The sequence below is a fragment of the Tenacibaculum bernardetii genome (genome assembly GCF_029125915.1).
GTDB lineage: Bacteria > Bacteroidota > Bacteroidia > Flavobacteriales > Flavobacteriaceae > Polaribacter > Polaribacter bernardetii.
This window is the reverse complement of sequence record NZ_JAQJCU010000004.1, coordinates 106733-133352: the sequence shown is the minus strand read 5'-3', so window position 1 is coordinate 133352 and position 26620 is coordinate 106733. Positions and strand designations below refer to the sequence as shown.

20 protein-coding genes are annotated in these 26620 nt (G+C 30.9%); 9 read left to right on the top strand and 11 right to left on the bottom strand.

Annotation, left to right across the window (positions count from 1 at the left end):
- The first annotated feature begins 19 nt into the window (after positions 1-19).
- On the top strand, positions 20-1027 hold the full coding sequence (locus P2G10_RS04805; RefSeq protein WP_275315428.1) for a TlpA family protein disulfide reductase: 1008 nt from the start codon (positions 20-22) through the stop codon (positions 1025-1027).
- Positions 1028-1876: 849 nt separating this feature from the next.
- Here the strand turns inward: P2G10_RS04805 and ahcY are convergent.
- The gene (gene ahcY / locus P2G10_RS04800) at positions 1877-3193 is read right to left on the bottom strand and encodes an adenosylhomocysteinase (protein ID WP_218772131.1); all 1317 of its coding nucleotides are present in this window, start codon (positions 3191-3193) and stop codon (positions 1877-1879) included.
- Between the two features lie 63 nt (positions 3194-3256).
- Here ahcY and P2G10_RS04795 point away from each other — a divergent pair, with 63 nt between their 5' ends.
- Positions 3257-3883 carry a 4'-phosphopantetheinyl transferase family protein gene (locus P2G10_RS04795; RefSeq protein ID WP_275315426.1) on the top strand — a complete coding sequence of 209 codons (627 nt, stop codon included), beginning with the start codon at positions 3257-3259 and terminating at the stop codon, positions 3881-3883.
- 85 nt (positions 3884-3968) lie between these two features.
- Here the strand turns inward: P2G10_RS04795 and P2G10_RS04790 are convergent, their stop codons facing one another.
- Entirely contained in the window at positions 3969-6965 is a 2997-nt protein-coding gene (locus tag P2G10_RS04790) for an AsmA family protein (RefSeq protein WP_275315424.1), read from the bottom strand.
- A gap of 133 nt (positions 6966-7098) precedes the next feature.
- On the opposite strand from P2G10_RS04790, the gene P2G10_RS04785 reads away from it, so the two are divergent.
- The 7 genes from P2G10_RS04785 to cysM all read left to right on the top strand — a co-directional run bounded on the left by P2G10_RS04785 (position 7099) and on the right by cysM (position 13648).
- A complete protein-coding gene (locus P2G10_RS04785) occupies positions 7099-7359 on the top strand; it encodes a thiamine-binding protein (RefSeq protein ID WP_218772129.1) in 261 nt (86 codons plus the stop codon).
- Positions 7343-7975, top strand: a complete 633-nt coding sequence (gene pnuC / locus P2G10_RS04780; RefSeq protein ID WP_275315422.1) for a nicotinamide riboside transporter PnuC — start codon at positions 7343-7345, stop codon at positions 7973-7975. Before P2G10_RS04785 ends, pnuC begins: the two co-directional genes overlap by 17 nt.
- Complete coding sequence (locus P2G10_RS04775; protein WP_275315421.1) at positions 7936-8547, top strand: ATP-binding protein; 612 nt, start codon at positions 7936-7938, stop codon at positions 8545-8547. Before pnuC ends, P2G10_RS04775 begins: the two co-directional genes overlap by 40 nt.
- A gap of 2 nt (positions 8548-8549) precedes the next feature.
- Positions 8550-8954, top strand: a complete 405-nt coding sequence (gene arfB / locus P2G10_RS04770; protein ID WP_275315420.1) for an alternative ribosome rescue aminoacyl-tRNA hydrolase ArfB — start codon at positions 8550-8552, stop codon at positions 8952-8954.
- 484 nt (positions 8955-9438) lie between these two features.
- Positions 9439-11760, top strand: coding sequence for a TonB-dependent receptor (locus P2G10_RS04765; protein WP_275315512.1), 2322 nt, complete (start codon positions 9439-9441; stop codon positions 11758-11760).
- A 221-nt stretch (positions 11761-11981) separates the two neighbouring features.
- On the top strand, positions 11982-12767 hold the full coding sequence (gene epsC, locus P2G10_RS04760) for a serine O-acetyltransferase EpsC (RefSeq protein WP_275315418.1): 786 nt from the start codon (positions 11982-11984) through the stop codon (positions 12765-12767).
- The gene (cysM, locus tag P2G10_RS04755; protein ID WP_275315417.1) at positions 12767-13648 is read left to right on the top strand and encodes a cysteine synthase CysM; all 882 of its coding nucleotides are present in this window, start codon (positions 12767-12769) and stop codon (positions 13646-13648) included. Before epsC ends, cysM begins: the two co-directional genes overlap by 1 nt.
- A gap of 248 nt (positions 13649-13896) precedes the next feature.
- On the opposite strand, the gene P2G10_RS04750 is transcribed toward cysM, so the two are convergent.
- The 9 genes from P2G10_RS04750 to P2G10_RS04710 form a co-directional block, all read right to left on the bottom strand.
- On the bottom strand, positions 13897-16611 hold the full coding sequence (locus P2G10_RS04750) for a carboxypeptidase-like regulatory domain-containing protein (RefSeq protein WP_275315416.1): 2715 nt from the start codon (positions 16609-16611) through the stop codon (positions 13897-13899).
- 49 nt (positions 16612-16660) lie between these two features.
- Positions 16661-17497 (bottom strand): GLPGLI family protein, encoded by an 837-nt coding sequence (locus P2G10_RS04745; RefSeq protein ID WP_275315414.1) that lies wholly within the window; start codon positions 17495-17497, stop codon positions 16661-16663.
- 192 nt (positions 17498-17689) lie between these two features.
- Positions 17690-18073 carry a rhodanese-like domain-containing protein gene (locus P2G10_RS04740; RefSeq protein ID WP_275315412.1) on the bottom strand — a complete coding sequence of 128 codons (384 nt, stop codon included), beginning with the start codon at positions 18071-18073 and terminating at the stop codon, positions 17690-17692.
- A 6-nt stretch (positions 18074-18079) separates the two neighbouring features.
- Positions 18080-19486, bottom strand: a complete 1407-nt coding sequence (locus P2G10_RS04735; protein WP_275315411.1) for an MBL fold metallo-hydrolase — start codon at positions 19484-19486, stop codon at positions 18080-18082.
- Between the two features lie 8 nt (positions 19487-19494).
- Complete coding sequence (locus P2G10_RS04730; RefSeq protein WP_275315410.1) at positions 19495-21225, bottom strand: SulP family inorganic anion transporter; 1731 nt, start codon at positions 21223-21225, stop codon at positions 19495-19497.
- Positions 21226-21260: 35 nt separating this feature from the next.
- Positions 21261-22574 (bottom strand): hypothetical protein, encoded by a 1314-nt coding sequence (locus tag P2G10_RS04725; protein ID WP_275315408.1) that lies wholly within the window; start codon positions 22572-22574, stop codon positions 21261-21263.
- A 19-nt stretch (positions 22575-22593) separates the two neighbouring features.
- The gene (gene ruvB / locus P2G10_RS04720; protein WP_275315407.1) at positions 22594-23616 is read right to left on the bottom strand and encodes a Holliday junction branch migration DNA helicase RuvB; all 1023 of its coding nucleotides are present in this window, start codon (positions 23614-23616) and stop codon (positions 22594-22596) included.
- A 151-nt stretch (positions 23617-23767) separates the two neighbouring features.
- Positions 23768-25555 carry a cytochrome c oxidase subunit I gene (locus tag P2G10_RS04715; RefSeq protein ID WP_275315406.1) on the bottom strand — a complete coding sequence of 596 codons (1788 nt, stop codon included), beginning with the start codon at positions 25553-25555 and terminating at the stop codon, positions 23768-23770.
- Between the two features lie 27 nt (positions 25556-25582).
- A complete protein-coding gene (locus tag P2G10_RS04710) occupies positions 25583-26590 on the bottom strand; it encodes a cytochrome c oxidase subunit II (RefSeq protein ID WP_275315405.1) in 1008 nt (335 codons plus the stop codon).
- Positions 26591-26620 lie beyond the last annotated feature (30 nt).

Sequence of the window (26620 nt, the reverse complement as noted above, 5' to 3'; positions counted from 1 at the left end):
AATTAAATAGATCAAACCAATGAAAAAAATAGTTTATTTAATGGCAATTGCCATTGCTATAATTTCTTGTAAAAAAGAATCAAATAATTTTGTTACTTTTTCTGGAAAAATAACAAATCAAAATTCTGATTCTATCGTTATTTCTAATCCTCAATTAAAATTTAGTAGAGTAATTAAGGTTAACGAAAACGGCGCTTTTAAAGACACGCTGAACCTTAAAGATGGTTTTTATCGTCTATTTGACGGTCAGGAGTCAACGACTCTATATTTAAAAAACGGTGCAAATGTTAACATGACAATTGACTCAAAAGAATTTGATGAAACTGTTACTTATACAGGTGAAGGCTCTGATGAAAGTAATTTCTTAGCAAAAACATCACTATTGCAAGAAAACCTTTTAAATGATAAAGATTTATTTACATTACCAAAAGATAAGTTTGATACGAAAGTAAATAATTACACTGCTGATTTTAACAAAAGAATAGCAGATACTAAATTAGATTCTACTTTTGTTGCTTCCCAAAAACAAAACATTACAGGTTTAACAAATTACTTAAACAAAACACATGCCGACAAGTTATATTTAGCTACTAAACTAGCAAAAGGAATTGAGTCACCTAAGTTTGTTGATTACGAAAATTTTAAAGGAGGTACAACTTCTTTAGATGATTTAAAAGGTAAATATGTTTATATTGATATGTGGGCAACTTGGTGTAATCCTTGTAAACAAGAAATTCCTTTTTTACAAAAAGTAGAAAAGCAATACCATGGTAAAGACATCGAATTTGTAAGTATTTCTGTTGATAGTGAAAGAGATTACGAAACTTGGAAAAAAATGGTAGCTGACAAAAACTTAACCGGAATTCAATTGTATTCTAAAAGAGATAAAAGCTTTGCTGGTGCCTATAAAGTAAATAGCATACCGCGTTTTATCTTAATCGACCCACAAGGTAATATTGTAGATGCAAATGCACCTAGGCCTTCTAGTCCAAGGCTAATTGAATTATTTAATTCTTTAAAGATATAATTCAAGTTTAAAACTTATATAAAAAATCCTGCAACTTAGTTGTAGGATTTTTTTTTGAAGCCAATTCCCGCTTTCCGCACTCGCTCTCTTCGAGGAGCTCAAACAAATACTTCAATCGGGGCTAGGTATTTTAATATATTTAATTTTAAAACAATTAGTTACTCTAGTTTATCAATAATGAGTTAACTTATTAGATGTGATTCTGAAATAAATTCAGAATGACGCTATAAAAAAACATATTTGTGTTTAAAGACAAGAACTAAAACCTTTCTCTATAACTCTTAATAAAACGTCATTACGAGAAAACCGAAGTAATCTTATTATTAGAGATAGATTGCCACAGTTTAAAAAAATAAACTTCGCAATGACCATTACAAAATAGCAAAATCTCTGAAAATGTAATTTTATACTAAGACTAGGTATAAAACCTATTTATACTTCTTAAACAAACGTCATTACGAGAGAAACGAAGTAATCTTCTTCTTAAAATAGAATAGCTCCGAAATTCAACATTATTAGCTATAATACCAAAACAATTAAAACACAACCTTTCGACTGCGCTCAAGGTGACAAGAAACAAAATGGAGTTATAATAAATTATTGTTGTGAACCTAAAGCTGCGTTAAGGATAGCAGCGACATCCTTTTTTAATGTGTGTTCGAGTGATTTTTTGAAGAATGAAAAGAATTGTATCGAGAACATATATTAGAAAAAATATAGCGGATAGCCTGTGAAAACGCCAAAGAAAAACCCTTACAAATTAATGCAAGGGTTTTAAGTTTATGTATGATAAAATTCTAAAACAACCTTTCGACTGCGCTCAAGGTGACAATTTTAGAATAATAAAATTTAGTATCTGTAGTGTTCTGGCTTATAAGGCCCTTCAACAGTTACACCAATATAAGATGCTTGCTCAGAACGTAATTCTGTAAGCTCTACTCCTATTTTAGCTAAGTGTAATTTTGCTACTTTTTCATCTAAATGCTTAGGTAACATGTATACATCATTTTCGTAAGCATCTTTGTTTTTCCAAAGTTCGATTTGTGCTAAAGTTTGGTTTGTAAATGAGTTACTCATTACAAAACTTGGGTGACCAGTTGCACAACCTAAGTTTACTAAACGTCCTTCTGCTAATAAAATAATATCGTTTCCGTTGATGTTATATTTATCAACCTGAGGTTTGATAGTGTCTTTTGTATTACCATGGTTTTTATTTAACCAAGCCATATCAATTTCGTTATCGAAGTGCCCAATGTTACAAACAATAACTTTGTCTTTCATTGCTTCGAAATGACGTCCTTGAATAATGTCTTTGTTACCAGTAGTTGTAATAATAATATCAGAATTACCAACAACAGTTTCTAATCTTTTAACTTCAAAACCGTCCATTGCAGCTTGTAAAGCACAAATAGGATCAATTTCTGTAACTGTAACGATAGAACCTGCACCTTTAAAAGAAGCAGCTGTACCTTTACCTACATCACCATAACCACAAACTGTAACACGTTTACCTGCTAACATAATATCAGTTGCACGACGAATTGCATCAACTGCAGATTCTTTACATCCGTATTTGTTATCAAATTTAGATTTAGTTACAGAATCGTTTACGTTAATTGCTGGCATTGGTAAAGTTCCTGCCTTTACTCTGTCATACAATCTGTGAACTCCTGTAGTAGTTTCTTCTGATAATCCGTTAATTCCCGCAGCTAATTCAGGATAACGATCTAATACCATATTTGTTAAATCTCCACCATCATCTAAAATTAAATTCAATGGTTTTTTATCTTCACCAAAGAATAAAGTTTGTTCGATACACCAGTCAAATTCTTCTTCTGTCATATCTTTCCAAGCATATACAGGTGTTCCTGTAGCAGCAATTGCAGCAGCAGCCTGATCTTGTGTAGAAAAAATATTACAAGAACTCCAAGTTACCTCAGCACCTAAAGCTTGTAAAGTTTCTATTAAAACAGCAGTTTGAATTGTCATGTGTAAACATCCTGCAATTCTAGCTCCTTTTAATGGTTGCTCATCTTTATATTCTTCACGTAAACTCATTAATCCTGGCATTTCAGCTTCTGCCAATAAAATTTCTTTCCTTCCCCAATCAGCTAAAGTGATATCTTTAACTTTAAAAGGAACGTATGTAGCGTTTTTTGTGCTCATATTTATGTATATTTATATATCTAAATTTCTAAGTCGCAAAATTACGAAATAACTTTCTAAAATATGCCTGTTCACAAAACATTAACGGTAAACGAAACCACTAAAGTATTGATTTGGAAGATTGAAGAATCTTTTGAAAATTTATCTGAAGGCATTGAACTTACTCAGAGTAGTAAAGATCGTGTTAACAACATGAAATCGGATTTACACCGTAGGGGTTTTTTAAGCGTTCGTCACTTACTAAATAAGTTTGGCTATACTGATGCAGACTTAGTATATGATGAATACGGAAAACCGCATTTAAAAGACGGTAAATTTATTTCGATCACACATTCTTTTACTTTTTCGGGTATTATAATTTCTGATGACAAACCCGTAGGTATCGATATTGAAAAACAACGAGATAAAATCTTAAAAATAGCCCATAAATTTACGCCGATTGAAGAATATAAATCGATTGCAAACCACGAAGCTTTAGTGAGTAAACTAACCGTTGTTTGGGGAGCCAAAGAGAGTTTGTATAAAATTTACGGAAAGAAAAAATTACTCTTTTTAGACAATATTTACATTGAAGATTTCTCTTTTGAAACAAACGAAACTTCTGGTAAAATTTTATACGAAGGTGTTACCGATGAATATAAAATTTACTTTTTAGAAACCGAAGGTTTTACTTGTGTGTATGCTAGTTAAAAAAAAATTCTTACATTCTTAATAGACTTTAGTTTAAATGGTTTTTAAAAAAACTATTAAGAACGTAAGGGGTCTAGATTTTTTTTTAAAAACCCAACTCTTTTTTAATTTCTAATTTCTTATTAACAATAGTAGTATCTGCTTTTCTTATTAGACGCTCTTTTTCTGTAAAATAATATTTATATTTTGCTCTGGTAATATCGATATTATAATCATCAAAATTCCCTGAAATATCAACACCTGCTTTAAATGGCACTGGCGATTTTAAGATTGATACATGATAATTATATGTCATATCTAAATTTTGCGTACCTCCTACTGCCAACCTATAACGATCGATTATTATTTCTGCAGGATAAATTTTAAGCTTACTATTTTCTACTTGCATCTCTACCTGTAAACTACTAACAGGTGTTGTCTGTTTATTTTTAAACATAAGTGTTTTGGCTAAATCCCTAAAAGTAGGACCATCAAAAACAATAAGATTCTTTGCTTTTAATGCTGCAATACTTTTAACAGAAGGTATAACGACCTCCATATTATTATTTAGGTTTGCTTTTCCTTTCATTCTAAAATCTACTTTTCCTTCAAAAGATTTCGACATCGGAAACAATGAATCTAGCGTTGGCACAATCTTTACCAAATTATGCATTTGCACATTATATAAATTAAAATCGAATTCAATTTTAGCTTCCTTAATTGTTTCCGCTTTATAAGCTATAGATGTTTGTAGTTGCGATTGTAATGTGGTTAATTTTAAATCATGCAGGTTAATTTCTCCTTCTTTTACGGTCATTAACCCATAAATATCTGTAAAATTATTCTCTCCCCATTTTACTTTTTTAATATTTGTATTAAATTTAAAATCGATGTTTTTGGGTACTACGAAAGCAACTTTTTTTGCTGTAGAAACGGTATCTTTTTTAGGAAGATTATCGGCACTAGCCTTACTTAAATCTATATTATTTAGTAAATTCATGATCTCATTGGTATCAATAAAATCAGCTTCAAAATTTAACACCGCTTTAATCTTTTTTTTGTTTTGAATGGAAGCGATAAAGTTAGAGAAGCTTCCTGTTAAGGTAGCATCCGATTTTCCAAATATAAACTTAGCATTATTCAATTGTAACTCATCGTTTTTTATAGATACTTTAGAGTGTTTCATATGCAATAACAAAGGGAATTTAGGCGTGTAAACGTACAATGCATCAAACTCTACAGCACCTTTAGGTTGCCATTTTTTATTCTCGTCATTTTCAAATGTAAGCTGATATTTACCTTGCTTAATTCCTATAAAACGCTTGTAACCCCAAATAGCCGCACTATCAATAGTAAAGTTAGATATTGTTAATGGTCTCTTTTTATACTTAGTAGATTTAAAACTAATTTTCGCTTTCGATTTTTTAATAATTCCTTTTATGCTATCACCAAAAGCATAATCTAAGTTTTTAAGTGAAATATTAGCATTCAATACCTTGTTTTTAGGAGATATTTCTTGCGTGTCTAAACCCAGGTTTAACGCTTCTAATTTGATGCTATGCTTTTTTTTATATTTAAAAATTAAATCTTTAAAAGCAATGTCTCCTGTTAAATTGCTTTCTTGTTTTGCATTGTTATTTTTACCGAAAACGATATTCGTTTTTTGTGATTTGAATACAAAATCTGCTGTTTTATGATCTATTAATACCTCATTTAATTCTAATGTACCAAAAGCATTAATACTTTTGTAATCTTGATTTATAATTGCATTTTTTGTAAAAGTGGTACTAAGATTAATATTCGCAATACCACTTGCTTCAATATCCTTATTTATAGGGAAGGTTTCTTTTAAAATATTAAAATCTACTTTACTTTTAACCTTAATATCTATTGCAGGGTTGTTAATCAGGTTTTTAATTTCACCATTTACATTCAAATCAATTCCTGTTCCTTTTATTTGTAAATCTTTAATATTTACATAAGATTTTGAAGGCGTGTTAAAATTTATAAAAGCGTTAGCGGAGGTTTTAAAGACATCAATTTCTCCTGGAAATTTTCTAAATTTAAATGCGCCATTATTAATTTTTAAGGAAGTATATATATCTGGAAAAATATCTTTACCGTAGGCTCCTTTTACATTTGCATTAAGTACAACTGCCCCATATGTAATTAAGTCACTTTTATTCTGCAAAACACTTTTAGGAACAAGTGCTATTATGGTTTTTAACGACGGTACATTTAATTCTAATTGTAAATCTGTATCTATCTTCTTATTAACGCGGTCTATTTTTAAATCTCCACCTGCAATAAATTCAATACCGTTTGCATTTAATAAACTTTCATTTACATGAATTTTATTTGTGTTTTTCACATAGTTTAATTGGGTTTTAATATTTAAATTTAGCCTACTTAAAAACAACTTATCATCTTTAATAAAACTAATTTTTTTACCATTAGCATCTACACCAAAAACTAAACCTTCCTTATTTTTACGTATACTTAAATCTAAGTTAAAATCAGAAACTGTAACTAAAGCCTGGGTTAAAGAATCTTCATAATGCAAGTTTGCTTTTTCAATTTGTAACTTATCAATATTAAAAGTTTTTAAATATTTAGATACATCAGTTGTCGTTGAATCTTTTGGCACCGTTTCTTTACTCTCTTTAAGAATGTTCCAATTCGCTTTTCCTTTACCATCTACAAAAGCATAAATTTCAGGTTTTTTAAAACTAATCTTCTTTATATCAATGCCTTTCTTCGTCAACAACCTCATCAAATTAAAAGTAATTTGACAATGCTCAAACTTTACTAACGTATCGTTTTTATTTAAGTGAATATTTTTTTCTAAAATTATTTTATTACTCCTTATACTTCCATTTCTCATATTAATTGAGAAATATGGAAATGTTGAAAAAAACACTGGCTCTATTTCTTCACACGCTATTTTACCATTTACATTTTCATTTAAAAGTTCAATTATTTGTGGAGTAACTTTCGTTGGAGTAAAAATAAAATTCACTCCTATTCCTATAACAAGCATTAGTATCGAGAAAAGAATAATGAAGATTATCGAAATTCTTTTTATTGTTTTTTTTACTGTCATTGCGTCTTTTTTATAAATTAACACCCTTAGTTCCTTAAGTTAAGAACTAAAAATACTAATCAGCAAAACTAAGTTAATAATTCTTATTATTTTTGCTTTTAATCTTTTAGATTACATTTTACAAAAACATTGTATGAAAATATCCGTAGAACTTACCTTAACGCCACTTCAAAATAAATTTGAAGAACCAATTATCAATTTTATAAAAAAACTAAGAGCTTCTGGCTTAACTGTACTTGAAAATCCTTTAAGCACACAAGTATATGGTGATTACGATACCGTAATGCAAGTGGTTACTACAGAATTAAAAAACTCCTTCGAATTAATCGATAGCGGAATCTTATTTATGAAAATTGTAAAATCTGACCGTAGCGACTATGAACCAAGTTTTTGATTTTCTTTTTAATCAGTACACAACTTACTCGACCTCAGATATTTGCTTAGAAGTTATTGCCGTAATTTTTGGTTTTTTATCTGTTTGGTTCTCTAAACAGAATAAAATTTGGGTATTTCCTACCGGAATGATTAGCACCGCTATTTTTGTGTATCTGTTATTAAAATGGCAACTATTAGGCGATATGATGATAAATGGCTACTATTTTATCATGAGTATTTACGGTTGGTATATTTGGACTCGTAATGTAGATGCAACTCATGTTACTCCTATTTCAAGAACAACTACAAAAGAAAAGAAAACTAGTGTTTTTATCTTTTTTTCAACTCTAATTTTTGTATTTGCTGTATATACTTATTTTGATAAATGGAACAATTGGACAGCTTATGTAGATACTTTTACTACCGCTACTTTCTTTGTAGGAATGTGGTTGATGGCGAAACGTAAAATTGAAAATTGGATTTATTGGATTATCGGAGATATTATCTCTGTGCCTCTTTATTTTTACAAAGGCTTTACGTTTACAAGTTTTCAATATTTAATTTTTACCTTTATTGCCGTTAGCGGTTATTTAGCATGGAAAAAAAGCTTAAACAAAAAAACAGCAACCTTGTAAAGGTTGTTTTATTCGGACCTGAAAGCACAGGTAAGACAACGCTTTCTGGGCAATTAGCACGTTATTACAATACCGTTTGGACACCAGAATTTGCGCGCGAGTATTTGCAAGACAAATGGAATAACGAGCGTAAAATTTGTGAACAAAAAGACATAATACCAATTGCCGAAGGACAAATAAAACTAGAAAACGATTTATCGCTAAAAGCGGATAAAGTTTTAATTTGCGACACCGACTTACTCGAAACAAAAGTATATTCAGAAGAATATTATGGTGGTTTTGTAGATCCTATACTCGATGAAGCTGCTATTGAAAACTCTTACGATATTTATTTCTTAACTTATATTGATACTCCTTGGGAAGCTGATGATTTACGTGATAAACCAGGCGAACGTTTAGAAATGTTTACTGCTTTTGAAAACACCTTAAAAAAATACAATCGGCCGTACGTTTTATTAAAAGGAGGTAAAGAGACGCGATTAAAAAAAGCAATTGAAATTATTGACGGACTACTTTCTAAAAAAGAAAATCTGTATTCTTTTTCTACTACTTTAAACAAACCTTCTTTATAATTATGAATACGCACGAACTTGTTAAAGAACTAAAATTTAAAGCCATAAGAAGCTCTGGTGCGGGCGGACAACATGTAAATAAAGTATCGTCTAAAGTCGAATTAACTTTTGATCTTGCTAATTCTAATCAATTATCTGAAAGGCAAAAAGAAACACTCCTTAAAAAACTGGCTTCTCGACTTACCAAAGAACATGTTTTAATATTATTTTCTGATGAAACACGTTCTCAACACAGAAATAAAGACCTTGCTATAAAACGTTTTTTAGCGCTAATTACCCAAGGCTTAAAAAGACCTAAAATAAGAAGGACTACGAAACCAAGTAGAGGATCTGTTTTAAGAAAAGCTGAGAACAAAAAAAGAACCTCCGTTAAAAAAACTTTGAGAAAGAAACCAAAACTCGATTAAACAGCTAAATACTTCGCAAAAATCTTAGCCCTGATTGAACGGTTTGTTTGAGCTCTTTTGAGGCACGAAAAAAGCGAGTAGAGAAAGCAGGAAATAGCTTCAAAAAAATATTGCTATACTTTTAAATGCTTTATGTTAACTACTTTTTACCAACCTTAACATTACACTTAAAATTATCTATTCTTTTGTTTTCAATTATAAAATTCGCTTTACCTTTGCCACGTTCTCGTAAAGGGGTGCCTATATCGGCTGAGATCATACCCAATGAACCTAGAACAGGTAATGCTGTTTAGGGAGGCGATAATCGCCATTTTGTAAAACAAACTGTTGTGAACCAGGTAACGTAATCTTTATGTAAAAGATATTTTCGCTACCCTCACAATAACGTAAGCAATCAATTATTCAACAATAACAAGGAATAATTACCTCTTTTTATTCGATTTTATTTTATAAAAAAATGAGACCGATGTCTTTTAGTAAACAAATGAAAGCTGTAGCTTTTTTAATCGTATTATTTACTGCTATAACAGTAAATGCACAAAACTTTATTATAACGGGTAAAGTAGTTAACAATAATCAAGAAGCGCTTGTAGGTGCTACCATTGCTGTAAAAGAATTAAAAAAAGGAACCGCTACCGATTTTGACGGAAACTTTAAATTAAAACTAGAAAAAGGAACATATGGTGTTGAAATTTCTTTTGTAGGTTTTAAAACTTTAGTTAAAAACATAGCTGTTTTAAAAGATCAAAATATTACCTTTCAATTAACTTCTGATGCTACTCTTTTAGAAGAAGTATTAGTTTCTGCAGTGCGTGTACAAGCTGATGCACCTGTAACACACTCTAACTTATCTAAAAAAGAAATTTCGAAACGTAATTTAGGTCAAGACATTCCTGTTTTATTAAACTATTTACCAAACGTTGTTTCTTCTTCAGATGCTGGTGCTGGTGTAGGTTATACCTACATGAGCGTTCGTGGGTCTGATGCTACAAGAGTAAATGTTACGATAAATGGAATTCCGTATAACGATGCCGAAAGTCAAGGAACTTTTTGGGTAAATTTAGGCGATTTTGCTTCATCTACACAAAGTTTACAATTACAACGTGGTGTTGGTACCTCAACCAATGGTTCGGGTGCTTTTGGTGCAAGTTTAAATATTCTTACAGATGCTAGTGCCAAAAAAGCTGGTGGAGAAATTTCTAATTCTTTTGGTTCTTTTAACACAAGAAAGCACACAGTAAAATTTACGACAGGAAAACTAAACAAACACTTTGAATTTGCAGGACGTGTATCTAACATTTATTCTGATGGATATATAGATAGAGCTTCTACTGGTTTAAAATCGTACTTTTTACAAGGTAGTTATACGGATGAAAATACGTTAATTAAAGCTTTAGCTTTTGGAGGAAAAGAAGAAACGTACCAAGCTTGGGACGGAATTTCGGCACAACAATTAAAAGAAGATAGAAGACAGAATCCGTTAACCTACGATAACGAGGTTGACAACTATCAACAAGACCATTATCAATTACATTGGAACGAAAAATTAACTAATAATTGGACCACCAACCTTGGTTTAAACTATACACGTGGTAAAGGTTATTTCGAGCAATTTAAAGACGGTAGAGATGCTGAAGATTATAATAACTTAATTGTTGATGGTAGTGATGTTATTGTTCGTCGTTGGTTAGACAATCATTTTTATGTTGGTAATTTTAATGCTACTTATAAAAATAAAGGTTTAGAAATTATATCGGGAGGTTCTTTTAGTAACTTTAAAAACGATCATTACGGTGAACTTATTTGGGGTAGCGATTTAGCTGCAAATACCAATATTAGAGACCGATACTATGACGGAAAATCAACTAAAAACGACTTTAGTGTTTTCTCTAAAGTGTCTTTTAACATTACCGAAAAACTTAGAACTTTTATCGATTTACAAGGACGTTTTATTTCTTATAAAACAAACGGATTAACCTCAAAAAGAAAACCTTTAAATGTTGATGAAAATTTTAAATTCTTTAATCCAAAAGTAGGTTTAACTTACAAACTAAATGACCAAAATAGTTTTTACGCATCTTTTGCAAAAGCAAATAGAGAACCAAATAGAAGCGATTTTAAAGCGGGAGTAAATACTTCGGAAAGTTTAAATGACTACGAATTAGGTTGGCGTTTAAAAAATGACTTAGTTAAATTAAACACGAACGTATACTTTATGGACTATCAGAATCAGTTAGTATTAACTGGTGAAATTGATGATACTGGAGACCCTTTACGTGGTACAAGCGGTAACAGTTATAGATTAGGTTTAGAAATTGATGCTGACATTCGTTTAACAGAGCAGTTTTCTGTTCGTCAAAACATTGCTGTAAGTAAAAACAAAAACGTGGATTTCTTTACTAATAGAGACGGATCTTTACAAGAATTAGGAAATACTACTATTGCAAATTCACCAAATATTGTTGCTGGTAACGCATTTACCTATCAACCTTCTGATAATTTTCAGGTAGCTTTTTTAACAAAATTTGTTGGAGAGCAATACTTAAGTAATACGGATACAAAAGCATCAAAATTAGATAGCTATTACACAAGTGATTTAAATGTGATGTATGAATTAAAAACAGCATCAATTTTTAAATCAATTGTATTTACAGGTTTGGTAAACAATGTTTTTAACAAAGAATATGTAGATAGAGGTTATATTTATTTAGATGATTGGTCTACTCCTGGAACTACACAAGAAGCACAAGGGTATTATCCGCAGGCAACTATTAACTTTTTAGTAGGTGTTACTTTAAAGTTTTAAAAAACTTAAATTTATTGAATCACAAAAAAAACCTGAGTTATAACTCAGGTTTTTTTGATTACTAATTTCTTTTTACCATTGTTTATACTTGGGTGTAAACCTAAATAAATTACCTTATTGAGATAATCAACTAATATTTATAGATTGAGTCTGAAAAATAATTTTTATCTTAAAGATTATTAAAAATAATGACTGAACTTTGTAATAAAGTTTTGAATATCATGGACCATACACGTTTAATTGAAGTTATTAATAGCCAAAAAGCAGCTATTAAAATATCATCTACACTAAAAGCAGAGTCACAACGCTTTACACAATTAATGTTTAATACGTTTTTTGATAGTGAAACTGACACCGAAAAATCATTAATTGATTTAAAAGCGTTATTTATAAAAATAAGAGATATTGCTTGCCCAGAAATTAAAGGTAAGCCCTGTAAAACTTGGAACGATTTTATTAAAGGCATTCCAAACTTATTTTGTAATCTAAAAAAAGATGCAGAAGCTATTTTTAATAATGATCCTGCTGCTAAATCTCTTAACGAAGTATATCTAGCATATCCTGGTTTTTTTGCCATTTCAATCTTTAGAATGGCTAAAGAATTTAACCGTTTAGGCCTTCCTTTAATACCTAGGCTTATGACGGAATATGCTCATCAACTAACTGGAATTGATATTCATCCAGGTGCAACTATAGGTGAATCATTTTTTATAGATCACGGTACTGGAGTGGTTATTGGCGAAACAGTTATCATACATAATAATGTTAAAATATTTCAAGGAGTTACGCTTGGTGCACTTAAGGTAAAAAAAGGACTTATAAATAGTAAAAGACACCCAACAATTGAAGATAACGTAATTATTTACGCAAATGCCACGATCCTAGGAGGAAATACTGTCATTGGGCAAAATAGTATTATCGGGGGTAACGCTTGGGTTACAAGTTCTGTCGCAAAAAATTCTATTGTGACACATAATCCTCTAATTGAAATAATTCCTATGAAATAATGAGTAAAACACTAATAAATCAAATTGGTAACACACCAATAGTAGAATCAATAGCTTTAAATTCTAATCCGAATGTAAAATTATATTTTAAATTAGAAGGCAACAATCCGGGGGGAAGTGTAAAAGACCGCGCTGCCTACAACATGATTAAAACAGCTTTAGATTCTAAAAAAATAAGCACCTCTACAAAATTAATAGAAGCTACTAGTGGCAACACAGGTATTGCTTTAGCTATGATTGCAGGTATATTTAACCTCGATATTGAATTGGTAATGCCCGAAACAGCTACTAAAGAGCGAGTTCAAACCATGAAAGCTTATGGTGCCAAGGTTACCTTACATCCCGATGGTATTGAAGGTGCTCGTGATTACGCAGAAAATAAGGTAAAAGATGAAGGTTTTTATTCTTTCAATCAATTTGCGAATGAAGATAACTGGAAAGCTCATTATAAAACTACTGGACCAGAGATATGGAGAGATACTAACGGAGAAGTAACTCACTTTGTATCTTCTATGGGAACTACAGGAACTATTATGGGTACTTCTACCTATTTAAAAGAAAAAAATGAAGCTATTCAAATTGTTGGTGTGCAACCAACCGAAGGATCAAAAATTCCTGGTATACGCAAATGGTCTAAAGAATATCTACCAAAAATTTTCGATGCTTCTAAAGTCGATAGCGTTTTTGAAGTAAGTAGAGAAGAAGCAATTTTAATGTCGAGAAGATTAGCTAAAGAAGAAGGTATTTTTGCAGGTATGAGCAGCGGTGGTGCTACAACTGCAGCCCTAAGACTTGCCAGCGAACTAAAGGAAGGTGTAATTGTTACCATAATATGTGATCGTGGTGATCGTTATTTATCTTCTGAACTATTTGAATGGTAGCTACAAAATTAGAGTTCTCTAATTTTTGATAATTTATTTTTTCAATATTAGATCTATTCAGCTGTAATAATTTTATTTCATACTGATATAAGAGCTTATGTTGATGTTAAATTTACCAATACAGGCCTAAACATAAGTAATTACAAGTAAACATAAAAAAATAGGGCTATTAGCATCTTAAATGAAACTAATAGCCCTATTTTTAGTATAAAATACTTTTATTTAAACTTATAAAATCATCCCAAAAACTACAAAGTATACACAAACCTAAATGTTACAAATCGCGGTTGTATAAATGTTTCTGAACTAAAAACAGAAAGATTGTTAGCGCTATTTCTTACTTGAGAATCAATATTTAAAAGGTTTGTAGCTTTAATTTCATACTCCCATTTTGCATCTCTATCCTTTCTATACGATAAAGTAGCATCCCAGTTCTGAAAAGATTGCGAATTACCGTTGCCTAAATCTTGATTTGTATAGGTATAATTGGTTTTAAATGTGATTCTTTTTTTAATATAAGCATCAAATTCTATTGAAGGTGCATTGGTTGTAAATGTAGTACTTCTGCTTCCTTGGTCATTATTTGTAATACTATAACGGTATCTTAAACTTACATTTGGTGCTTCTCTATAATTAGTTCTTACACCTGGCGTATAACTTTGTGTATAACCCTTATTTAACGACTGAGTTCCCTGTATTAATTGATTTATTTTGCTGTAATTAAAACTTGCATTTAAGCTTGCTCTTATTTTACCAAAAGTTCGTTGTACGCGTCCAAATACATTAACATTTTCATCTGCAAAATTCGAATTAAAAAAAGTACTTGTTCGTATAACATTTTCAAAATTTGTTAAACTTCTTACCTGATCTATATTGCTAGAATATGCCGCTCTGGCAAAAACATTCGTATAATTAAAAAGATTAAAGCTACTGTAAAATAAACTCACATTATGCGATAATGCATTTTGCAAATCTGGCTCACCAAATTGAATACTATTATAGTTATTTAATACCAAACCTTCTGCTAATCTTGTAACATCTGTAAACTGATTTCGCATTTCATATCGCAAAGTTAAAGACTCACTTTTCTTAAACTGAATTCGAGTTTCGAAATCAGGCAAAACTCTAAAAAAGTTATCTTCATACGTTTCTCCGAACTGTACGTTTTCGTTTCCGTATGCATGCAAAGAAAAACCTGGTGTTATTGTAAATTTACCTGCTTTTAATCGATAGTGTACACCTAAATAAATATCACTAAAATTATATGTTATATCGTTAGATGCTTTTCCGTCATTAAAATTCGGCGTAGGCACAAATTTAGATCCATCGTTTAAAAACTGAAATATTGAAGAATTAAATTCCTGTTTACTTATAATTGTTCCTAATGTAAGGTTAAGGTTACTTTTTGTATTTAAAATATTAAAGTAATCTAATTTAGCATCTAGTTGATTCGATTTTATACGCCTATTCTGCCCTAAATCATAAGTATTTAATGATGTGTCTAAACCTAAAGCATCTGCTGTTGTATCAAAAGGATCCTCTCCATTTGGGTCATTACCTAAAACAGCATTGTAAAAAGGATCTTCATTCTTAATTAAATGCTGCGCCTCGAAAGCAAAAATGTTGGTTTCGTTAAGCGTATAATAATAATTTATTTTTTGATTGATGCTAAAAGGTGTTACTTCTTCTAGTTGATTTGTGTTGCCTAATACTGATGAAAAAATACGTTGATCTTGTGTGTCGCTAGATACACGAGCTATAATATCGTATTCTAATTGATTGTTCATGTTCGGCTTATAAGACGCGCTTAATTTTAACAAACCTTGATTAGAGCGCTCAGTACCATTCTGAGTGGTTTCCTCATCAGGAATACCTAAATCAGGATTTGTGTATTGCACAAAACTTGTTTCTTTAGAAAGTATACGACTACTATTGTAAATTAAAAACCCACTAAGATCTAGTGTCTTTTTTGGTGAATAACTAAAATTTCCTGTAGCTAATTTATTATCTACTTGTAAAGTATTTGCCTGATTTGTTAAAAAATTAAGGCTGTTATATCCTAAATTAATACTTGTTCCGCTGCTACTACTTGGCGCTCTAAAACCGCCACCAAAACCTCTAATATCTCTACGAGTTAAAGCTAGTTCACCTATATTATTAAGGTCTCCAATAAAGTTAATACTATATTCCGGATTGTAATAAAAAAGCTTAGGTTGCACTAAGTAAAGTTCTTTATCGGGTGAAGATCCGCCGCCTACAGTTACATTACCAAACCAAAAATTCTCTTTCCCTTCTTTTAACTTTATATTTAAAGCTACATTGTTCTGATTGTTACTTACGGCTCTTAATTGACCTACTTCAGAGTAATTACGTAAAACCTCAATCTTATCTACAGCCTTAGATGGTATATTTTTGGTTGCTAGCTTTGTATCGCCATCAAAAAAATCCTTACCATTTACCATTAATTTATTTACAACCTTACCTTCTACTTCTATTTGCCCATTTTCATTAATCTCTACACCTGGTAATTTTTCGAGTACATCTTCTAACTTTCGTTCTGTTCCGTTTTTAAAAGAATCTGCATTATAAATTAAAGTATCACCTTTTACTGTAACAGGCATTTCGTAGGTAATTTCTACTTCATCTAGCGTATTATCTGATAAGAGTATAAAATCTCTATTTAAATCATCTTCTTTAGTTGATATAACCTCTTCAAAGGTTTTCATACCTATATAACTAATTTGAATCTTATAGGTTCCGTTTTTACCTAAACTTAACTTATATTTTCCTTTCTCATCTGTAATACCGTATGCTTCTAAAACACTTGTTTCTTCATTTATAGCAATCACATTGGCTAAATCTAAAGACACGTTTAAACTATCTTTAACAACACCTTCGAGTTTAATTTGCGAAAATGAAATACTAACTAAAAAAAACAAGGCAACAGAAAGTGCTTTTTTCATGATTATATGGTATTGGTTATATTTAATTAAGATATTTTTCTAAAGGATATTAATTTCTTCTTCTTCCTCGATTGTTACGCATCTCAATCATTTTACCTTTAATTGTTGCCTGATAATCATTTTTAGTTATTTCTTTTCCTTTACTAGGCGCTTCTATTTCTATTTTATCTTGTGGATTCATTACAATTTTAGAACACAATAATGTTGTATTACCTGCGCTTACTTCTAAAATAAGACCCGGTAAACCCCAGTATTCTCCCGGACCATGACTTACTGGTATTTTTGGAGTATACCAAGCTTCAACAGCTGTCATTTCTATTGCTGGCTCTGCTGATTTAACGTCTAAAGAATCTGTCTTTTTAGTAGAAGAAGATCTTAAATCTGCCCATGAAAAATTAAACCAAGTAAGTTCTTTGGTTGGTATTAAGGCTGTAGCTTTAAAACATAAATACTGTCCTATTTGCTTTGACTCCTTACCCATTTTCCATTTTATAACTTGTAACTGATCTTTTACTAAAAATTGCTTTCCATAAAACTCTTGACTTTGCACTAAAGCATTTTCCTTTATGTTTTTATATTGATCTCCTTGCGTAAAGTTCTTACCCCAAGAATCTGTTGCTCCAGAAATTGCATCTAACTTATCTTCCTCTAAAAATATCGATTTCTCTTTATTAAAATTAAGCACATATCTTTTCTCTAACCGATTCTTTAATCGTGCTTGTATTTGTTTCTTTTGAGCTTCACTCATTCGAGCTCCCCAACTACCAAGTTCCATTTTAGATTTAGAAAAATAAAAGGCTTGTCCTTGAAACTCTTGACTATTTGGCGTAAAAGACACTAATAAGACAGACGTTAACAAGATTAATTTTAAGAAAAGTGGTTTCATAATTTATTTATTTTGTTTAACAAATATAAGCAAACATTAAACACGAAATATTGTTTGTGATAAATTTAACAGTAATGCTGTTTTACTTAAAGCAATATACTCGAAACTTTTAACTTATTTAATAGTTATAAAAACCAAAAAACGAGCTAGAAGCTCGTTTTTGATATACTTTTTATAAGTACTATGAAATTATTATTTTTTAACTATTTCTTTTTCCCATGCTTTATAACCGCCTAAAACATTATATGGTTGAAATCCTTTTTTTAATAATAACTCTGATGCTATTTTAGATCTACCTCCTGATCGGCAATAGATATATACTGGTTTTGTTTTATCTAATTTAGCCAATGCCTTTTTTTCAAAATCACTACCTGTTACATTTATTTCTATCGCATTTTTAATAGTCCCTTCTACCCATTCTTCTGGCGTACGAACATCTACTAGCTGAACATTTTCATTGTTCTTTAATACAACTTGTAAATCGTTAATAGTAATATCTTTCACTCCATCTTCTTTTGAAGCACAAGACATTATTATCGTTAAAATTAATCCTAAATAAAGAATATTTTTTTTCATGTCGTTTTATTTTAATGTTGACGGACAAACATTGGCCGTTCTATTGATTGTTGTTTTTTTGATGGCTCCATAACCACCTGCTACATCAATTACATTATGATATCCTCTAGACTTTAAAATAGACGCTGCTATTACCGAACGATAACCACCGGCACAATGAATATAAAAATTTTCCTTTTTTGGAAATTCAGATATATAGTCATTTAAAAAATCTAATGGCGTACTTGGCACATCGATAATATGTTCGTTTGCATATTCCCCTGGTTTTCGGGCATCAAAAACTTTTGCTTTGTTGTTTATCGCTTCCTCTAGATCATTTGCCGATACAGAACGTAAAGTATCTATTTCTTTTCCTGATTTTTGCCAAGTCTCAAAACCACCTTCTAAATACCCTAATACATTATCAAAACCTACGCGAGATAAACGTGTAATTGCTGTTTTTTCTTCTCCTAAAGGCGTTATTAATAAAATTGGCTGAGTTACATCTTTAATTAAAGCACCAACCCAAGGAGCAAACGTTCCTCCTAAACCAATAAAAATTGATTGCGGTATAAATCCTTTTACAAAATCGAATTGATGGCGTACATCTAAAATGATGGCATCTGTTGAATTACTTACTTTTTCAAAATCTTCAGCAGATAATGCTATCGCTCCTTTTTTAATAACTTCATCTATTGATTCATATCCTTCTTTATTCATCTTTACATTTAAAGGAAAATAAGCCGGTGGTGGTGCTAAACCATCCGTTACTTCTTTTATGAATTCTGCCTTAGTCATATCTGCTCTTAAAGCATAATTGGTTTTCTTTTGATCACCAATAGATCCTACCGTTTCTTTACTTAAGTTTTTTCCACAAGCAGAACCTGCTCCGTGTGCAGGATATACAATAACGTCATCCTCTAAAGTCATTATTTTTGTGCGTAAGCTGTCATATAAAAGTCCCGCTAAATCATCTTGAGTAAGTGTTCCTTTCTGCGCTAAATCTGGACGCCCAACATCACCTAAAAATAAGGTATCTCCACTAAAAACTGCGTGGTTTTTCCCGTTTTCATCTTTTAATAAATACGAAGTACTTTCCATCGTATGCCCTGGTGTGTGCATTGCTGTAATGGTAATATTACCTACTTTAAAAACTTCCCCATCGGTTGCTATATGAGATTTGTAATTTGTTTTAGCCGTTGGACCGTATACAATTGTTGCTCCTGTTTTTTCTGCTAAGGTTACGTGGCCACTTACAAAATCTGCATGAAAATGAGTTTCAAAAATATATTTAATATTCCCGTTAGCTTCTGCTGCTTTTTTTATGTAAGGTGCTACTTCGCGTAACGGATCTATAATTGCTATTTCTCCATTACTTTCTATATAATATGCTCCTTGTGCTAAACAACCTGTATAAATTTGCTCTATATTCATAATCTTATTTATTCGTACGCTTGATGTATATACTGTGCGTATTTTTTTTGATTTTTATTATCTCCTGTTTTAAAAAAATTTACTGCGCCATTGGCACGCATAAAAAAGTGATCTATACTTGCCACTTCTAAAAGACCTCCTCTAAAAAAAGCGTCTCTAACGGGTCCTTTTACTCCTGCAAAATAAAATGCAATGTTTCTTTTATTGTAATATTTTATACGCTCTTTAAGCATTTCTACTCCGGTACTATCAACTCTATTAATACTTTCGGCATCTAAGACAATTAATTTTAATAATTTTCCTTTTTCCCCGACCATTTCATCTAGTTTTTCATGAAAATAATTTGAGTTGGCATAAAACAATTGTGCATCAAAACGAAATACTAAAATTTTATCATCAATAATTACATCTTTAAATCTGTTTTTATTTCTGTAAAAATCAGAGTTTGGCACCTTTCCTAATTCTATTACATAAGGTCGTGATGTTCTAAAAATTAAGATTACTAAAGACAAGCTTACACCTATTAAAATACCGTATTCAATACCAAAAAAGATAGTCGCTAAAAATGTTGCTATCAACAACCAAAAATCTAAATTATTAGCTGTCCAAAGTCGTTTAGCTTCTTTTATATTTATTAAATTAAATACAGCTACTATGATAATAGCGGCCAATATTGTTTTTGGTAAATGATAAAATACTGGTGTCAAGAAAAGCAATGTGAGTACAACTATTAGTACCGATACAATTGCTGATATACCTGTTTTACCACCTGCTTCTTCATTAATTGCCGAACGAGAAAAGCTTGATGTTGATGGATAGGATTGAAATAACGAACCTACAACATTGCTTAAACCTAAAGCTATAAGTTCTTGATTTGGTCTTATTCTATATTCATCTTGCTTTGCTTCTAATGTTTTTCCTATCGATATAATTTCTAAATACCCAACCATAACTAAGGTTATTGCTATTGGTAATAATTCTCTTATTAATGCGATATCTATAACCGGAATACTAAAACCTGGTAATCCAGATGGAATCCCTTTTACAATTGCTACATCTATAAAATAATCTTTAGAAAAACGAATTACCAATATCCCTATTACTACAACTATTAAAGCATTGGGTATTTTTTTATTGATCTTTCTAAAAATCATAATTATAATACATGCAATAATTCCGATTACCGCTGTGTTGGTATTAAAATATGAAACTCTTTTAAAGATATCTTCAATAAGAATATGTACCTGATCGCTCTGTAAAAAATCTACTCCTAATAAGTTTCTAAATTGATTTAACCCTATAATTAATGCTACCGCAGATGTAAATCCTACTATTACAGGTCTTGATAAAAAATTAACAATAAAACCTAAACGAAAAAGTCCCATTAAAAGCTGAATACCACCCACCATTAATGCCAATAAAATAGCAATAGCAATGTAACTTTCTGAACCCATTAAGGCCAATGTTGAAACTCCTGTAGCTACAATTAAAGAATCCATTGCTACTGGACCAATTGCTACTTGGCGAGACGAACCAAAAATTGCATACATTAATTGCGGTACCAAAGCAGCATATAAACCATAAATAGGTGGTAAACCTGCAATTAATGCATAAGCAATTCCTTGCGGAATTAAAACCGTTGCTACAGTTATACCTGCTACAACATCACCTCTAAGTTGAGATTTTTTGTAGTTTGGTAACCACTCTAAAATTGGTATGATTTTTTTTAATAATTTCATTAAAATATCAACTTTACTTTTTTTAAAAAATGAGATTAGTTGTTTGTTACTTTGTAAAACTTAATTTTCCATTTCAAGGTTTCCGAATTTTTAAGCTCTTTCATTACTTTAATAGTATGTATTCCTTTTTTTAAGTTCGAAATATCTAAATAAGAAATAATTCCTGCTTGTTTAGTTCTAGAATGTCCATGTTGCCGCAGAAAATCTGCTGTAATTTTTTCATTATCTATATAAATATGATAATACTCTTTATAACAATTTAAAGTAAAGGCATCCATTTCTTCTCTTGCCAACTCAAATGATTTATCATCCTCTTTTTCTAAAGTACCACACAGTTGAGTTCTTACGTTTTTTTCATAACTAAAAACAGGGATAAAAATCTTTAAAACATCCGAAGTTACTTTGTCTGATTCTATTTCTGGTGTTAATAAAAACGTATTTGTTTTATTTTCGTCTTTATAAAAACTTGCATAAACCTTCGTTGTATTAAAATATTTTTGATGAGATACTAAATAAAATATATTTGTTTTTATTATTTGATTCATTGTTAAAAATAAACCTACAAAAACAAATGATAAAACTAGATATACCAACGATTTCTTCTTTTTAAAATTAGAACCGAAAATCATTGTTATTTGTAAAATTGATTTATATAATGGTCCGAAAGTTAACATTGAAACAAACTTATTTATTTTAAAAGTGATTGTTTGTATTTTCTCTTTTTCTTTATTTACTTTTAAATTAGAAATAAGTGTTATGATCATTTGCAGGAATAAGCAAAACGTAAAAAAGCCTGCAGGGATTAATAAAATATATGAAGCTATATATTTTGATAAAAGGTTATATACAAACAAATAAACACTTGCTAAAAGAGACATATATGCGTACATAAACAACAATGTAAATGCTGCTGAAAAAATTACGCTACATAGCTCATCTGTTTTTTGTATTGATTCTTTTAACTTTGGTAAGACTTCTAATATTTTTTTTGTGTAAATTTTAGAATACACACTATCCTCAATACTGTAATCAGGGAAAACAGAATTCAACCCTACCAAACCTATCCAATAAGCTCGTAAAACAAAGTGTATTACAAACATTGCTGCTAACATACTTACCGCCAAAAGACCAAAAGTTACAATGAAATAAGCTATAAAATATTGATTAGGATTTAACACATCAATAAAAAAATTGGTTGCCCAACTAACAATATCAAAAAGCTTAAAAGTTCCGAAAATAGCGATAGCAGAAACCAGTAATTCAGCTTCCCAACTCTCTTCTTTTAACCTTTGTATCCATCCGTTAGATGGATCTTTAGATATATTTTTATTAATATTTTCTTTTTCCATTTAGAAGTTTAATAATTACTTAAAATAATTCACCTTGATTCTTCCCTTTAATTCGCCCTAAATGTTTGTAGGCTAAATCGGTTACTTCTCTTCCTCTCGGAGTACGCATTATAAAACCTTGCTGAATTAAAAACGGTTCATAAACTTCTTCAATTGTTTCAGTATTCTCACTAACTGCTGTTGCAATTGTACTAATTCCTACAGGGCCGCCTTTAAATTTATCAATTATAGTTACTAAAATCTTATTATCCATTTCATCCAATCCATGAGCATCTACATTCAATGCTTTTAAAGCATAAACTGCTATTTCTATAGTAATACTTCCATTACCTTTTATTTGTGCAAAATCTCTAACTCTTCGTAATAATGCATTTGCTATTCTTGGTGTTCCTCTACTTCTACCAGCAATTTCTATAGCTGCTTCCATAGAAATTGGTACGCCTAATATTTGCGAACTTCTTTGAATAATAGTAGTAAGTAATTCTGTTGAATAATAATGTAATCGACTACTGATTCCAAAACGAGCTCTCATTGGTGCTGTTAACAATCCAGATCGAGTCGTAGCTCCTACTAATGTAAACGGTTCTAAATTTATTTGAACCGTACGTGCGTTGGGTCCAGATTCAATCATAATATCGATTTTATAGTCTTCCATTGCAGAATATAAGTACTCTTCTACAATCGGACTTAATCGATGAATTTCATCTATAAATAACACATCTCGTTCATCAAGATTTGTTAACAATCCTGCCAAATCTCCTGGCTTGTCTAAAACAGGTCCTGAGGTAACTTTAATACCCACACCTAACTCATTGGCTAAAATATGTGCCAAGGTTGTTTTACCCAATCCCGGAGGACCATGAAACAAAGTATGATCTAATGCTTCATCTCGTTGATTGGCTGCTTCAACAAATATCTTTAAGTTATCAATTGCTTGATCTTGTCCTGAAAAGTCATCAAAAGAAAGCGGACGTAGTTTTTTTTCTACATCTAAATCGTCATTTGAAAGATTCGTATTTTCAGGATTTAAGTTTTCGTTCATATAGGTACAAATATACTTGAAATATAATTTTTGCTTTGTAATAATTGTTACGCAACAACATTACCAATGCTAAGGTACATAATAGCATTTAGATTTGTAAAACAAAAAAGCCTTCCAATATTGGAAGGCTTTTTTTAAATGCTTTTATTTATTAAGATGGTTCTTCTCCATCTAACAATGGTGTAGTTTGTAATACGAAATCTTTTCCGTGAACATACTCTCCAAATCTAGGATCATTTTCATCATCCCATACTTTACTATAATCATACGCCCATCTGTGAACTTCTGGAATAGCACCTGGCCAGTTTCCGTGAATATGTTCAACAGGTGTAGTCCACTCTAAAGTATTCGATTTCCAAGGATTCTGTTCTGCTTTATTACCTCTATACATTGAGATAAAGAAGTTTGCTAAAAATATTAACTGAGCAGCACCTCCTAAAAATGCCATTAAAGTCATAAATACGTTGATTTCAATTAAATCATCAAACATTGGAAAGTTTGAGTTTGTATAATAACGACGAGGTAAACCAGCTAGTCCAACAAAGTGCATCGGGAAAAATACTCCGTAAGCAGAGATAATTGTTAACCAAAAGTGCCAGTAACCTAATGTTTTATTCATCATTCTACCATACATTTTAGGGAACCAGTGATACACACCAGCAAACATTCCTAATAAAGCAGATACACCCATTACTAAGTGGAAATGCGCTACTACGAAATAAGTATCGTGTACGTTAATATCTAATGCAGAATCTCCTAAAACTAATCCTGTTAAACCACCTGTTACGAATGTAGAAACTAATCCGATAGAGAATAACATGGCTGGATTTAATTGTAAGTTACCTTTCCATAATGTTGTAACATAATTAAATGCTTTTACTGCAGATGGAATTGCAATTAATACCGTTGTAAATGTAAATACAGATCCTAAGAAAGGATTCATTCCTGTAACAAACATGTGGTGCCCCCATACAATTGTTGATAAGAAAGCAATCGCGATGATTGACCCAATCATTGCACGGTATCCAAAAATTGGCTTACGAGCATTTGTTGATATTACTTCTGAAGTAAGACCTAATGCTGGTAATAAAATAATATATACTTCTGGGTGCCCTAAGAACCAAAATAAGTGTTCAAATAATACAGGTGATCCTCCTTGGTAATGTAATACTTCTCCTGAGATAAAAATATCTGACAAGAAAAATGAGGTTCCGAAACTTCTATCAAAAATTAATAATAAAGCAGCAGATAACAATACTGGGAACGAAATAACACCAATAATAGCTGTAACAAAGAATGCCCACATTGTTAATGGCAATCTTGTCATTTTCATTCCTTTTGTACGTAAGTTTAAAATTGTTACGATGTAGTTTAACGATCCTATTAATGATGATGCAACGAAAATTGCCATAGATACTAACCATAATGTCATACCTGTACCTGAACCAGGAATTGCTTGTGGCAAGGCTGATAAAGGTGGATAAATTGTCCATCCAGCTGATGCAGGTCCTGCCTCAACAAATAATGAAATTATCATTATTACCGATGATAAGAAAAACAACCAGTAAGATACCATGTTTAAGAAACCAGAAGCCATATCACGTGCCCCGATTTGCAATGGAATTAATAAGTTTGAAAACGTACCACTTAAACCCGCAGTTAATACAAAAAATACCATTATTGTACCGTGAATTGTAACCAATGCTAAGTACATATCAGGATTCATAATTCCATCTGTTTGATGGTTACCTAAGAATGCTTCAATAATTGAAAATGATGTTTCTGGCCATGCAATTTGCAAACGAAATAACATAGACATAAAACCTCCTATAACACCCATAAATATACCCGTAACAAGAAATTGTTTCGAGATCATTTTATGATCTTGACTGAAGATGTATTTGGTTACAAATGTTTCTTTGTGATGATGATCTGACATAATCTATATATACTTTTAAAAAATATCTTATTTAATAACTTGAGCTAATGTTTTTTGTTCTGATAACCACTTGTTGTATTCAGCTTCTTCAACAACAGTAATTTTCATTTGCATATTGTAGTGAGATGCACCACAAATTTTATTACACAATAACAAATAATCAAATTCGTAAAGGTCTTCACCTTTTGCTTTTCTAATTTTATTAATTCCATCTGTTTTAGCAATTACCTCAGAGCTTTTACGCATCTCTTCAGTAGTAAACTTAGGTGTAAATGCAAATTGAGTAACCATACCTGGTACACAGTTCATTTGCGCTCTAAAGTGAGGCATATAAGCTGAGTGTAATACATCTTGAGAACGGAACTTAAATAAAATCTTTTTCCCTTTTGGTAAAACTAGTTCTGTTACTTTTTTATCATCCTGAGAATTTGGATCAGACATATCAACTCCCATTGAGTTAATACCTTTTATAAAGTTAACATTTCCTAAACCTAATTCATTATCTGCTCCTGCGTAACGTGCTTGCCAATCGAATTGTCTTGAATATACTTCAATTTCGATAGGGTTTTCGTCATCACCAACATACATAATATTATTCCAAGCCCATAAACCATAACCAATTAAGATTACAATTGTTACTGCAGGAATAGTAGTCCATATTAATTCTAATTTATGACTATCTGCATAAAACAATGCTTTATTTCCTTTTTTACCTCTATACTTATATGTAAAAAAGAAAATTAAGAATTGCATTGCAAACTGAACAACACCAATTAACCAAAATGTAATGTTAAATAAGTTATCATCATGTTCTCCTTCAATAGAAGCAGACTCTGGTAACATTACTACATTCATTGCTATTAAACAATAAACCATCATTGCATAAAGGGCTACTAAAAACCCTATAGCTAATTTACCTTGTGTTTCATTGTCTTTGTCTGTAGCTATTACAGAGCGAAAATTCATTATACGAGTAATTTGCCAGAAACTAACTCCTATTGCAATTGCTATGAAAATATAAAATAAAGCGAGCATATTATCTAAACTATTTGTTTATTAATTATA

Bases quoted from the DNA above. Each gene is read 5' to 3' on its own strand.
- P2G10_RS04805 (WP_275315428.1), top strand. From the start codon at position 20: ATGAAAAAAATAGTTTATTTAATGGCAATTGCCATTGCTATAATTTCT.
- ahcY (WP_218772131.1), bottom strand. From the start codon at position 3,193: ATGAGCACAAAAAACGCTACATACGTTCCTTTTAAAGTTAAAGATATC.
- P2G10_RS04795 (WP_275315426.1), top strand. From the start codon at position 3,257: ATGCCTGTTCACAAAACATTAACGGTAAACGAAACCACTAAAGTATTG.
- P2G10_RS04790 (WP_275315424.1), bottom strand. From the start codon at position 6,965: ATGACAGTAAAAAAAACAATAAAAAGAATTTCGATAATCTTCATTATT.
- P2G10_RS04785 (WP_218772129.1), top strand. From the start codon at position 7,099: ATGAAAATATCCGTAGAACTTACCTTAACGCCACTTCAAAATAAATTT.
- pnuC (WP_275315422.1), top strand. From the start codon at position 7,343: ATGAACCAAGTTTTTGATTTTCTTTTTAATCAGTACACAACTTACTCG.
- P2G10_RS04775 (WP_275315421.1), top strand. From the start codon at position 7,936: ATGGAAAAAAAGCTTAAACAAAAAAACAGCAACCTTGTAAAGGTTGTT.
- arfB (WP_275315420.1), top strand. From the start codon at position 8,550: ATGAATACGCACGAACTTGTTAAAGAACTAAAATTTAAAGCCATAAGA.
- P2G10_RS04765 (WP_275315512.1), top strand. From the start codon at position 9,439: ATGAAAGCTGTAGCTTTTTTAATCGTATTATTTACTGCTATAACAGTA.
- epsC (WP_275315418.1), top strand. From the start codon at position 11,982: ATGGACCATACACGTTTAATTGAAGTTATTAATAGCCAAAAAGCAGCT.
- cysM (WP_275315417.1), top strand. From the start codon at position 12,767: ATGAGTAAAACACTAATAAATCAAATTGGTAACACACCAATAGTAGAA.
- P2G10_RS04750 (WP_275315416.1), bottom strand. From the start codon at position 16,611: ATGAAAAAAGCACTTTCTGTTGCCTTGTTTTTTTTAGTTAGTATTTCA.
- P2G10_RS04745 (WP_275315414.1), bottom strand. From the start codon at position 17,497: ATGAAACCACTTTTCTTAAAATTAATCTTGTTAACGTCTGTCTTATTA.
- P2G10_RS04740 (WP_275315412.1), bottom strand. From the start codon at position 18,073: ATGAAAAAAAATATTCTTTATTTAGGATTAATTTTAACGATAATAATG.
- P2G10_RS04735 (WP_275315411.1), bottom strand. From the start codon at position 19,486: ATGAATATAGAGCAAATTTATACAGGTTGTTTAGCACAAGGAGCATAT.
- P2G10_RS04730 (WP_275315410.1), bottom strand. From the start codon at position 21,225: ATGAAATTATTAAAAAAAATCATACCAATTTTAGAGTGGTTACCAAAC.
- P2G10_RS04725 (WP_275315408.1), bottom strand. From the start codon at position 22,574: ATGGAAAAAGAAAATATTAATAAAAATATATCTAAAGATCCATCTAAC.
- ruvB (WP_275315407.1), bottom strand. From the start codon at position 23,616: ATGAACGAAAACTTAAATCCTGAAAATACGAATCTTTCAAATGACGAT.
- P2G10_RS04715 (WP_275315406.1), bottom strand. From the start codon at position 25,555: ATGTCAGATCATCATCACAAAGAAACATTTGTAACCAAATACATCTTC.
- P2G10_RS04710 (WP_275315405.1), bottom strand. From the start codon at position 26,590: ATGCTCGCTTTATTTTATATTTTCATAGCAATTGCAATAGGAGTTAGT.